Origin of the sequence: Pseudoalteromonas byunsanensis (assembly GCF_001854475.1) — a bacterium.
Taxonomy (GTDB): domain Bacteria; phylum Pseudomonadota; class Gammaproteobacteria; order Enterobacterales; family Alteromonadaceae; genus Pseudoalteromonas; species Pseudoalteromonas byunsanensis.
The window spans coordinates 214,464-226,557 of the sequence record NZ_MNAN01000028.1; the positions used below are offsets into that span (position 1 = coordinate 214,464).

Below are 12,094 nucleotides of genomic sequence, written 5' to 3' on the forward strand. Positions count from 1 at the left end.
TAAAGCATAGTCTATTTGTTGTGGGTGCAAGAGGCACAATCACTCTTCTGGAAGGGGAATTGTTCTGGATATTGCTACGAATGTTAAATTTAAGTAGAGTTAGGTGATTTTTTTATTAAGGAACAAATATGGACTCACAGGCGAACGGTGAAGTAAATAATGGCGCAGTGACTCGATTTCTGAATTTTATTGAACGGGTCGGTAATAAATTACCTGATCCCGCCATGATTTTTTTATTCTCAATGTTATTGATTTGGCTGCTTTCTTGGCTTTTTTCTACTACACAATTTGAATCGATTGACCCAAGAACAGGTCAGGCGATTGTGGTACATAACTTATTAAGTGGTGATGCGCTTGCAGGCTTTTTAGCATCTATGGTTAAAACATTTACCAGTTTCGCCCCTTTAGGCGTGGTATTGGTTGCCATGTTAGGTGTTGGTGTGGCAGAGCATTCTGGCTATATCAATGTAGGTCTTAAATTGATGCTCAAGCGTACACCTCAAATCTTACTCACTCCTTCAATTATTTTGGTTGCAATTGTAAGCCACACTGCAACAGATGCGGGCTATGTACTGGTTATTCCACTTGCTGGCGTGATTTTCTATGCAATGGGGCGTCATCCTTTGGCTGGTATTGCAGCTGCGTTTGCCGGAGTAAGCGGTGGTTTTAGTGCCAACTTTATTCCTTCAGGGATTGACCCTCTATTACAAAGCTTTACGCAAAGTGCGGCTCATATTATCGACCCTGATATGTTGATTAACCCGTTAAATAATTGGTTTTTTACATCAGCATCAAGTGTTTTTATTATTTTATTGGGCTGGTACATCACGGATAAAATTATAGAACCACGGCTAAAAAACACCCTCGTGGATGGAGATACAAACAATCTGCCTGAATTTCATGAAGTCACAGATGTTGAGCGCAAAGGGTTTTATGTTGCCACTTCAGTGATGCTCGCTGGTATTGCTTTACTTGTTTATGCCGCAAGTGGTGAAGACTCTGCATTGCGCAGCTCTTCAGGTGCATTAACAGACTTTAGTGCGCCGTTGATGCAATCAATCGTGCCACTGATATTTTTACTGTTTTGGATCCCAGGTGCTGTGTTTGGCTTTATGGTAGGAACCTTCAAATCCTCCAAAGACATGATAGATGCTATGAGCAAATCAATGGGCAGCATGGCTTATTATATTGTCATGGCATTTTTCTGTTCATTGTTTATTGCGGCATTTGCTAAGTCTAACTTAGGTGCCTTGTTGGCAATTGAAGGTGCTGAAGTGCTCAAATCTCTAGCACTACCAAGTGGCATTACGGTGGTTGGAATTATCTTCTTAACTGCATTTGTGAATCTATTTGTGGGCTCTAGTTCGGCAAAGTGGGCTTTGCTAGGGCCAATTTTTGTGCCTATGTTAATGCAACTGGGAATTTCACCGGATTTAAGTCAGGCGGCGTACCGCGTTGGAGATTCAAGCTCGAATATAATCACGCCATTGATGCCTTATTTCCCACTGGTTGTGGTCTATTGTCAGAAATATGTTAAGGGGACAGGTATTGGTACATTGATAGCCATGATGCTGCCATATTCGATAGCCTTTTTGATTGGCTGGAGCTTGTTCTTATTAATTTACTGGGGGCTGGATATTCCCTTGGGCCTACAAGCTAGTTATGAATACATAGGTTTGTAATTGCCAAGAATTCAATAGTATGGGCTCCTGTGTGGTGGTAATCTTTCAGTTAAACCATTGCATAAAACGGAGCCCTATATGCAAGTTAACGTGACCTCAGACTCTCTCCTTATTCTCTCTTATTTGGATGACATCCACGAATATCTTAGCCAATCTTACTGGGCGGAGAGCATTCCAAAACCACTACTTAAAAAGGCGTTAGACAATAGTGTATGCTTTGCCATCATAGACCCCAAAGAGGGATTGATGGCATTCGCTCGTATGGTCACAGATAAAGCCACATTTGGTTACTTGGCTGATGTTTTTGTACGACAGCCTTTTCGCGGCCAAGGGTTGAGCAAAAGGTTGATGGAAGCGGTTATAGCGCACCCTGATCTACAGGGGTTACGTCGCACAATGTTGGTAACTAGGGACGCACACGCTCTTTATGAGCAATTTGGGTTTAAATCATTAACCGATGCCCATCCGTTTATGCAAATAGCAGTACCTGATATTTACAAACAAAACTTGTAACAAAAAGCAGATACGATGCGCTTACATGTTTAAACGTATAAATTAAAGTGGTTGTTGTGCTAACACCTGCTAAATTTACATATTGTGCAGGCGTTTTTTTGCAGCAAGTAGTAGAGGTATGCGGTGAGAATAAAAAGCAAAATTGTATTAAACGTGGCAATTATTGTTGCCGCAGCGGTGATAGCGACAGCTGGCATTCTAACAACTTTAGCGAAATCAAACGCTAATAATGCATTGCAGGAGCAGTTACAAAACCGTTTGGTGGGTGTCAGGGATGCAAAAAGAGAACAACTAGAAAGCTACTTTGTCATGATGCAGCAGCAGATAAAAACGCTGGCGTCCTCAGCGATGACAGTCGATGCGACAATTGCATTTCGGTCAGGTTTTTCTCAGTATCAGCAGCAATTTTCAGGCTCAACTCAGGAGCAGATAAATACGTCTTTGCAGCGTTTTTATCAGCAGCAATTTGCTGCAAACTATCGTGAGCTAAATGATAATGCGGAAATAAATACGCAAAAGCTGTTGGCTGATCTCTCTACAAACGCGAGGGCGATTCAATATACTTACATTGCTAATAACCGTCATCCGTTAGGAAGTAAAAGTGAGTTGTATGATGCCCAAGATGGCAGTGATTATGCTCAAACTCATGTAAAGTATCACGAATCTTACAAACAGCTGCTAGAGTCTTTTGGCTATTATGATATTTTTATCGTTGATGCGAACACGGGTGATGTTGTTTACTCTGTGTTTAAGGAACTCGACTTTGCAACTTCCTTGCGCTCAGGCCCATATAGTAGTTCAGGTCTGGGTGATGCTTATCAAGCGGCAATGAAAACACAGCAAGGGGAAGTTACCCTGATTGATTTTAAACCCTACACACCTTCTTATGAGGCTCCAGCGGCATTCTTATCAACCCCTATATTTAGTAATAACCAGCGTATAGGCGTGCTTATTTTTCAGGCGCCAGTAGACAACATAAACAACATTATGAACTACGACCAACAATGGCTTCAAAGAGGACTGGGCGAAACTGGAGAAACATATCTGGTTGGTGAAGATCACCTGATGCGCTCTCAAAGTCGTTTGTTTTTGGAAAACAAGTCTCAATATTTAACCAATCTTAAAAGCCAAGGTGTTGCCAGCCAAGTGATCAATCAAATAGAAGCTAAAAACTCAACCTTAGGTTTAGCACAGGTGAAAACGCAGGCTGTTGAGAAAGCTCTTCGAGGCCAAAGAGGCTTTTTACAGGCCAACAACTACTTTGAAACAGAGGTGGTTTCTGCATTTGCGCCATTAGATTTAATGGGTCTTCGCTGGGCGATAGTTAGTGAAATAAGCACTGATGAGGGCTTTGAAGCCAGCGAAAGTCTCTTGGAGACTATGTTGATTGCCGCTGTGATGCTTAGTGTGGTGCTGATCTTGATGGGACTGGCAATTGCTTGGTTCTTAGGTGGTTATTTATCTAAACCAGTACTTGCAATAAATGACTTTGTGGTGAAAGTAGCGACTTCACTTGATTTGTCTTTACGGGCAAATTTACGATTTAACAAGGCTGATAACGATGAAATAGGTCAGGTGGGCCGCTCACTAAATAAGATGATGCAAAGCATCAATGAAGCTATGTGTGAAGTTTCAGATTCATCTAAGAATTTGGATCGCTCCGTGACCTCGCTCAGAGAGAACTTTAACAAAGTCGCGACCCAGTCATCGGAGCAATCCAGCATGACTATGCAACTGTCAGCTGCTATAGAGCAGATGGCGCAAACCTCTGAATCTTTAGCACAATCAGCCGAAAGTTCAAATGAAGCAACACATAGTGCCGTTGAGCAAGTGGCGGGCGGTAAAGCTAATGTAGAGGCCAATGTCAGCAACAACAACGAACTAAAAAGTATAATCACAGCAACGTCTGATGAAGTAAACAAGGTGGCAAAAGATAGTGCAGATATTGGCTCTGTTTTGGAAGTTATAAAGGGGATTGCCGAGCAAACGAATCTATTAGCGTTAAATGCTGCGATAGAGGCCGCACGGGCGGGAGAGCAAGGGCGCGGATTTGCTGTTGTGGCGGACGAAGTACGGGCGTTGGCACAAAAGACTCAGGATTCTACCAAAGAGATCCATACTATCATAGAGGCCTTACAGGGAGGCTCTAAACAAACGGTTGCCTCCATGCAAGAGGCGTTAGCAAGTGTTGAACAAACTTTTGCCACAACAACTTATGTCACGACGTCATTTGAGCAGATAAACGAGCAAGTAATGGCAATTGAGAGCTACAATTCTCAGGTGGCAACAGCAACTTCACAGCAAAGTGCAGTAGCAAAAGATATGGCACATCAGGTATCAAGCATCAGTGATTTGGCGCAGAACAATAGCAATAACATTCAGATTGCGTCAGGTTGTTGCGATGAGGTCGAGTCAGAGTATCATCGTCTACAAGCATTAGTAGGACGTTTCAAGCTCTAGTCAGGTAGCGACCTGACCAGAGCTTATACAACCTATTTAACCTAGCATGTTATACAGCAGTGCAGAAACCGCTAGCAGACCCACGCTCAGTACAAAGTAAGTGCTAACGTGGGCTCTGTATGGTTGTAAAGCGCGCACTTTAAACACTGAGGCTGTGGGCATAATAAACAAAATCATGGCAATGATAGGCCCAGAAATCGCCCCCATCATGTCTAAGATACTTGGATTGGCAACAGCACATACCCAAATAGCAATAAACATAAATCCAATTCCCAGTTTGTCGGCCTGCGCAAATGTCAGAGATAGTTGTTTGGTTATCAGTCCATTAAAGCTTTCACGTGCCCCCATAAAGTGCCCCAAAAAGGATGAGGTAATGGCCACAAAGGCCACTAGAGGCCCAAGCATTGCGATAAAGGGATTATCATAAATATTGGCTAGGTATGAAAGTACAGACACATTCGCTTGCTTAGCGTTATCCATTTGCTCGGGTGTTAAAGACAATACGCATGAAATAACGAACAACAATACAAACATAATCAAGAAAACCGATGTGTACTTTAGAATACGTTCTGCTTTACTGGTCGCTTGCTGTTTGTAGTGACGTTTTTGTACGTTTGCGAAGCTGGAAATAGCCGCAGCGTGACTAAATGAGAATACGACAATGGGCACAGATAACCATAAAGTGGATGTCAGTTCACTTACCTTTGGTACCTCTAGTACTGGCATTTGCCAGTGTGGGATTAAATACAAAGAGAGAAAAAGCAATATTGCGACCAAGGGATAAACCAATACCGCAAAGGCGCGCATAATCATCTTCTCTCCTGCGAGCATAATCCCAATCATACCGGCGACCAACAACCCTGAGAGTGCGATTCGAGGTAATGACTCGAGTCCTAATTGGTTGACCATAAAGCTATCAACCGTGTTAGTTAGGCCAACCCCATAAATTAGCAGGATCGGAAATATTGAAAAGAAATACAGTAATGAGATGAGGCGACCAGACATCGCGCCAAAATGTTCCTCTACTACGTCGGTAAAGTCCGCATTTTCTTGCTTAGAGGACAGTACAAATCGGGCAAGCCCTCTGTGTGCTAAATAAGTCATCGGAAATGCTAACAAGGTCATCACCAGTAACGGCCAAAATCCACCAATGCCTATATTGATTGGTAAGAATAAAATGCCTGCACCCACTGCGGTGCCAAAAAGACTAAGGACCCAATGGGTGTCATGTTTACTCCAGTTACCCCAACTGGCTGAAGGTATATCGTTTGCGATAGCTTCTGGGGAATTACTCATAAAATATATCCTGAGTTTTACAAAATTTTCCGGATCATAATAGAAGTTAGATAAAGATTCATGTGCTAATCAGCTCTTCAGATGAGTTATGCATAAAGAGTGTTCGAAGTGTTTAATAGTTGTGCTTATTGCTCAAGAAACTGTTGCACAGAGAGCTAGGTTATAATAACTATGTGAAGACTTTTTACTAGGTTTATCAATGCTATTCCGGCTTAAGCCTATTTAAGGAAGAAAAAATTTCAAAAAATAATTCATTTAATTCAATGGGATATGAGAAATTAGTTTTGATTTGGTTAATAATCATTTCATTTTTTTCACATTTCCCTAATATAAATATGTTCGTGGTATGCTTTCAAATGTGAGCAAATTCACGAATAGTTTATCGCCGCATAAAATGTTTCATCTTTTAGACGTCCAGAATTGACGTAAGGTTATTATATGTTTAACATCGGGGTAACATTTTTTGCGGCATTCATTATACAATTTATATTAAGAGGTAAATGAAATGTTGGCACTGAATAAAGTTATAGGGAATATTTTGAGGCTTAATACTTGTGATAGAGCATTGCCAAAGAATAAGCAGCTTACTTTGAGCCAGAAACACAGCAGTGAATTGGAAGTACATCAGTGTTCGTTGGTGTCTGGCGCAGGTTCTTCTGGTCACGGTCACCAACCGCCAGAATAAGGCTTGCCAAGTATTTGATAGGAAAAGCATGAATGAACTTTACACATTAGTAGCTTGGGGATTGCGAGCATTAGAATGTGCAGTTTTAATCTTGGTTATTTTAAATCTTAAATGGCGAAATATACCCATATATGGTGTTTATAGATTTAATTCTCTTGCTGATGAAGAGCTTTATTCATGTTTTTTAACCTGTCTATGCTTGTTTGCTATAAATATACTTATTACTCATACAATACCTTACATTTTCTCACTGGAATTGGGGGTATTTGAGCTGAGGCGGCTTTACTATTCATTCTTAGTAAGTATCTCAGCAATCTTTTGTCTATTGATATTTTTCTTTCATTCTATAAAAAATTGTCGGTTCTCTTTTGTGGCAAGGACTTGCTTGTTTATGAGTTTCATAGGAACGCTGATAAACCTTTTGCAGTTGATATTAAGAGGGTATTTTGACATTAATATCCTTTATAGTTTTTACGGTCCTTTCATCGCTTCCCAATCAATAATGGACATAGCCATTACCATGTTTTTTGTGCTTAAATTTACTTCTCAAATACACCGAGCGAGAGTCGCTACATGATGCTGCTCTTCGTCATGGTCTGCCTCACTTGCTTGATTTTTTTTTGCTTTGTTATGTCATTGGTCAAAGGTGTAAACTTATCCCCAAGTGAGCAAAGACTGAAGGCGTTTTTGGTTCGTTCAAAACCCTGCCAAAGTGAACCAATCGCCAAAAAATCCTACGACCAAGCTTATGACATTGTTATGGATTTAGGTGAAATACTCGAAAGCGACAATGACTTTGTTAAATATGACGGTGTAAAAGTAATGTTTAAGCGAGTCAGCGAGTTTAGGGAGTCAGAACAAACACATCATTGTAGAATGACCAACTCTGATACTTCGAGCTGTGATAAAACTGTTCCAGTTCTAAAGGTAGTGAAATAGTTACAAGCATGGTTTAGGCGAGTTTGCTTACGTGTTTAATAAGCTTTAGTCGTGATTATCTTAGTAAGAGCTGCATATTTTGAACAACATCGAACAGGTGGCGCCAGTGAGTCAGTTGATTTGGTTTGTGCCTGTTTTGTGGAGTGATTAACGGCTTGCGATTATGCACTCTTATTTTTTCTAAAAGATCCTACCAACAAAGGCTTTAAATCTCTTAATAACAGCTGTCCACTGGTCTCGAAGTCTGCGGCCTTAGTCGATTTGAACCATCCCAGATGGCACATAAATAACAACGTTTCTTTTGCGGTTTTTACAAATTGTTGCTCGAATTCGTCCTCTGACAAAGTCGGGGCTGAAACGTGCGCACTGATTGGGTTGTTTGTGGTCGCATTGGGGTGGTTTTCACCAGTGATTAACCACTGGGCGAATGCTTTTGTCGATGGATTTTCAAAAAACTTAGAAATAACCGAAAGTGTGGGCTCTCGCTCACCTTTCTCATACTTTCGATATGATGGAACAGGGATTTCTAACATTTCAGCAAAGTTTACCTGAGATTCATCCACCGAAATGCGTAATTGTTTTAATCTTGTTGCAAAAGTATTTGACATATAACCCAATCCGATCAATTATTTTACCAGTTGACCCAGATAGGCTACATGAAATAAATCATCTTGTCTATTTCGGTGTGTCAAGGGCTGTGGATGTAGTGAAGTACATTCAAATAGGACCATTTGGTGATTTGCAATCAACAGTTGTACAGGTTGTAAAATACCCATTATTACCAAATATGGATATATGATGACAATAAGAAGAAACGAACGCACACGTAAAGCGCATACACTGGCAGCAAAGCAGTATATTCCAGCAACGATCCGCAAATTGCGACGAGATATGAAATTGACTCAGGCTCAACTTGGCAAAAGTCTTGTTACGCCAGTCGATCAGGCCACTATCTCAAACTGGGAGTCCGGTAAAACTGAACTCACTGCCTGTCAGTTGCTTGATATAATGATGCTGTTTGGCCAACCCAATTTTCTATCATTTATCGAGCAATATAGTCCTGTTGAGGAAAGGCAAACCGCCTAACTTAAATCCAATTTTGTGTTCTGCTGTATGGCAGAACACGATTCGAAGTTCTCATACCTGTAGCAGTTTTTAACTGCGTTCCGCTGGTGGAATAAACGTTATTGGTAGTAGGCTGTTTATTTCACCTTTTTGTACTGTGCTCAGCATCCCCTCGAACACGACACCTCTGAAACGAAAATCTCCTATTTTCAAATTGATATCTTCAATAATTTGGTATGTTTTTTGTGCTTTTAGGCTTAGGATTGAATGGTTTTTAGTTTATATTAGGGTAACTAAAAGCAATTACGAAAAGGTGAACTGTGGCTGATGAAATAAAGGATATCGTCATTGTTGGTGGCGGCACAACTGGGTGGATGGCGGCGGCGAGCCTGTCCAGATATGCCAAGGGTAAAAACATCACTATTACACTTATTGAGTCTCCAGAGATCAATACGGTGGGGGTGGGTGAGGCGACCATTCCAAATTTCGTAGATTTTAATCGCCATTTAGGTATCGCTGATGCCGATTTGATCAAGGCCACGCAAGCCACCTTTAAGTTGGGGATAGAGTTTGAAGATTGGTATCAAAAAGGCTCACGCTTTTTCCATCCCTTTGCAGCGTATGGTGCACCATTGGAAAATGTTGAGTTTCACCAATATATTAACAAGCTCAAAGCACAGGGATTAACACAGGATATAGAAGATTACTGTTTTGCTAGCGTATTGGCAAAAAAGGGTGCGTTTGCTCAGCCAAATGAGCAAAGTAGTAACCCAGTCACACATTATGCATACGCCTATCATATTGATGCGGTGTTATACGCTCGGTTTCTGACACAGTTTTGTAAAGAGCAGGGAGTTAAGCATATTCTAGCAACGGTATCTCAGGTAACGCTAAATGCACAATCGGGTATGATTGAGTCATTAAAACTCAGTGATGAACAAACCATTCATGGCGATTTGTTTATTGATTGTTCTGGTTTTAAAGGTGTATTGATTGAAGGTGCGTTGGGGATTGGCCTTGATGAAAATGTTAATTGGCTTCCTTGTGACAGCGCTGTCGCTGTGCAAACTGAATTACAGGGGGAGCCAACCCCATATACCCGAGCCATTGCAAAGGAAGCTGGTTGGCAATGGTGCATTCCGCTGCAACATCGCATGGGTAATGGTTATATCTATTCCAGTAAATTTATGAGTGATGAACAGGCCAAGCAAAGCTTGCTAAATAGTGTGAAAGGAAGAACGATTACTAAGGTGAAGCACTTCAAATTTCCTAAAGGGCGTAGGAAGGTGATCTGGCACAAAAACTGTTTTGCGCTTGGTTTGGCTGCGGGGTTTTTGGAGCCATTGGAGTCTTTAGGAATTTCTCTCATTCAAACAGCTCTGGCGAAATTACTAACCTTCTTTCCCGATAAATCATTTAATCAGGCAGATATTGACGAAGTAAATCGACTTCATAATAGTGAGCTTGACCGCATTATTGATTTTTTACTCGTGCATTATAAGCTTACTCAACGAGATGACACGGCATTTTGGCGCTACTGCCAGCAAATGCCAATTCCGCAGAGCCTTGCTCACAAACTGGCAGTGTACAAAAGTCAGGGGCATGTGGTGCAGTATGCCGATGAATCGTTTAAACAGGCAAGTTGGCTGGCAATGTATTACGGGTTTAACTTACAACCGGGGCGTTTTGATCCGCGTATTAAGGGCTTAGACAATCACTTGATCGAGAAGAATCTGGCACAGTTAAAAGATCAACTAGAAACTGGCGCTTCACAATGTTTGTCACACCAAGCTTTTATTAATCAGCACTGTAAAGCGCAAAGCGATATTTAGTTGAGCAGGTCAGAATTGGGGCATATCGGTATTCTGACCTTAAGTGTTATCGCTTGATGTTATGGATTCTCGGCAGGACAATACTGTTGTAAGAATTGTAAATGTGATGGTTGTTTGAGGACACATTGCTCAAGTGCTGTGCGCCCCATATTCAGGCTTTTGTGCAAAGTCTTTGCGTCTAGAGCATCTAACGTTGGATTGTAACTCAATGGATTGACTTTCATTCCATCCAGTACAGCATACCAACTGGTTGCTTGAAACAGCGCCTCTGTTTCTCGAAGTAGTCCGCCTTGTTGGGCGAAAAAATTTATGCGTTGCTGTAACGTTTGCGGAATAGGGCGGTGTTGCCAGTCTTGCCAAAAAGGGCTATCGGAGCGTTTAGTGGTGCAGTAGTGAAGCACTAAAAAGTCACGGATCTCCACGTAATCTTGGTGTATACGACGGTTGAACTCGGCTTGCAAAATGGCGTTGTGCTGTTTGGTTGGAAACATACGAACGAATAGAGCCAATGATTTTGATACTAAGTGAATAGCGGTTGACTCAAGAGGCTCCAAAAACCCTTGCGCCAGCCCAAGAGCTAGGCAGTTTTTATGCCAAACTTGTTCTCTTAGGCCTGTTCTAAAAGGTATAACTCGTGGGGGCGTGAGCGCTTTACCAGAGATATTCTTCATTAATGTCGCAGTTGCTTGTTCATCGCTGATGTACTTATCACAGTAAACATAACCATTGCCCATGCGGTGTTGTAGCGGTATGTGCCAGCTCCAGCCTGCTTCTTGTGCTCGGGAAATTGTATAGGGGGCTATATCTTCGGATAAAGTTGTTTGTACTACAACGGCACGATTACAAGGTAAATATTCTGACCAATCTTGATAGTCTGTGTTTAGTGCGTTACCAATCAGCAAGCTATTAAAACCACTACAATCGATAAAAAAGTCCCCGGCTATGGTATGACCGGATGACAAGGTGACAGATGCTATATTTCCGTCCAGCGTCTTATCAACAAGCTCAACATGACCAACGGTGCGTTTGACGCCAATACTTTGTGCAAAATTACGCAGGTATTTTCCAGCTAATACTGCATCAAGATGTAATGCAAAGCGTGCTCCCGAAAGTGGTGTATTCATCGCTTGATGAGGAACAAAAAAGCGCATATTTTCAGCGAGCACAGCCTCAGGCGAATATGCCATCAATGGTGTGTTGTCACCATGAGCTTTGAGTTTTAGCCAACACTGATAAAATTCATGGCCATCAATACGCTTGCCCAGCTCCCCGAATGGATGAAAGTAGCTATGGCCCTCTTGATACCAGTTCTCGAACTTAATACCCCACTTAAAACTAGCTTGTGTTGCACTTATAAATTCAGACAAATCAATACCTAAGCTCTCTAGGGTGTCGATTAGTGGAGGAATGGTTGCTTCGCCGACACCAATGATATTGACGTCTTCAGACTCGATCAATTCAACTTCCACATCGGAATGTTTGAAAATATTCCCTAAAGTTGCGCCAGCTAGCCAGCCTGCGGTCCCACCACCGACGATAACAAACTTTTTAATCGGGTCCTGGGTTATTTGCATAGTACGTCCTCTTGACGGTTTAATAGCAGCGCATAGCCGTCGTGCTCA

At 41.7% G+C, this 12,094-nt stretch carries 10 protein-coding genes; 7 read left to right on the forward strand and 3 right to left on the reverse strand.

Features of this window, described 5'->3' with window-relative positions; translation table 11 throughout:
• The first annotated feature begins 128 nt into the window (after positions 1-128).
• The 3 genes from BIW53_RS08630 to BIW53_RS08640 all read left to right on the forward strand — a co-directional run bounded on the left by BIW53_RS08630 (position 129) and on the right by BIW53_RS08640 (position 4,655).
• Entirely contained in the window at positions 129-1,682 is a 1,554-nt protein-coding gene (locus tag BIW53_RS08630) for an AbgT family transporter (protein WP_070991445.1), read from the forward strand.
• Between the two features lie 78 nt (positions 1,683-1,760).
• Complete coding sequence (locus tag BIW53_RS08635; protein ID WP_070991446.1) at positions 1,761-2,195, forward strand: GNAT family N-acetyltransferase; 435 nt, start codon at positions 1,761-1,763, stop codon at positions 2,193-2,195.
• A gap of 123 nt (positions 2,196-2,318) precedes the next feature.
• A complete protein-coding gene (locus tag BIW53_RS08640) occupies positions 2,319-4,655 on the forward strand; it encodes a methyl-accepting chemotaxis protein (protein WP_070991447.1) in 2,337 nt (778 codons plus the stop codon).
• A gap of 36 nt (positions 4,656-4,691) precedes the next feature.
• Here BIW53_RS08640 and BIW53_RS08645 read toward each other — a convergent pair whose 3' ends face one another.
• The gene (locus BIW53_RS08645; protein WP_070991448.1) at positions 4,692-5,951 is read right to left on the reverse strand and encodes an SLC5/6 family protein; all 1,260 of its coding nucleotides are present in this window, start codon (positions 5,949-5,951) and stop codon (positions 4,692-4,694) included.
• Positions 5,952-6,456: 505 nt separating this feature from the next.
• On the opposite strand from BIW53_RS08645, the gene BIW53_RS08650 reads away from it, so the two are divergent.
• Both BIW53_RS08650 and BIW53_RS08660 read left to right on the forward strand, forming a co-directional pair.
• Positions 6,457-6,636 (forward strand): hypothetical protein, encoded by a 180-nt coding sequence (locus BIW53_RS08650; protein ID WP_070991449.1) that lies wholly within the window; start codon positions 6,457-6,459, stop codon positions 6,634-6,636.
• 630 nt (positions 6,637-7,266) lie between these two features.
• Complete coding sequence (locus BIW53_RS08660) at positions 7,267-7,575, forward strand: hypothetical protein (protein ID WP_139158810.1); 309 nt, start codon at positions 7,267-7,269, stop codon at positions 7,573-7,575.
• Between the two features lie 161 nt (positions 7,576-7,736).
• On the opposite strand, the gene BIW53_RS08665 is transcribed toward BIW53_RS08660, so the two are convergent.
• Positions 7,737-8,183 carry a helix-turn-helix transcriptional regulator gene (locus tag BIW53_RS08665; protein ID WP_070991452.1) on the reverse strand — a complete coding sequence of 149 codons (447 nt, stop codon included), beginning with the start codon at positions 8,181-8,183 and terminating at the stop codon, positions 7,737-7,739.
• Between the two features lie 190 nt (positions 8,184-8,373).
• On the opposite strand from BIW53_RS08665, the gene BIW53_RS08670 reads away from it, so the two are divergent.
• Both BIW53_RS08670 and BIW53_RS08675 read left to right on the forward strand, forming a co-directional pair.
• A complete protein-coding gene (locus BIW53_RS08670; protein ID WP_175442109.1) occupies positions 8,374-8,661 on the forward strand; it encodes a helix-turn-helix domain-containing protein in 288 nt (95 codons plus the stop codon).
• Between the two features lie 299 nt (positions 8,662-8,960).
• Complete coding sequence (locus BIW53_RS08675) at positions 8,961-10,472, forward strand: tryptophan halogenase family protein (protein WP_084228104.1); 1,512 nt, start codon at positions 8,961-8,963, stop codon at positions 10,470-10,472.
• A 59-nt stretch (positions 10,473-10,531) separates the two neighbouring features.
• Here BIW53_RS08675 and BIW53_RS08680 read toward each other — a convergent pair whose 3' ends face one another.
• Positions 10,532-12,046 carry a tryptophan halogenase family protein gene (locus BIW53_RS08680; protein ID WP_070991453.1) on the reverse strand — a complete coding sequence of 505 codons (1,515 nt, stop codon included), beginning with the start codon at positions 12,044-12,046 and terminating at the stop codon, positions 10,532-10,534.
• Positions 12,047-12,094 lie beyond the last annotated feature (48 nt).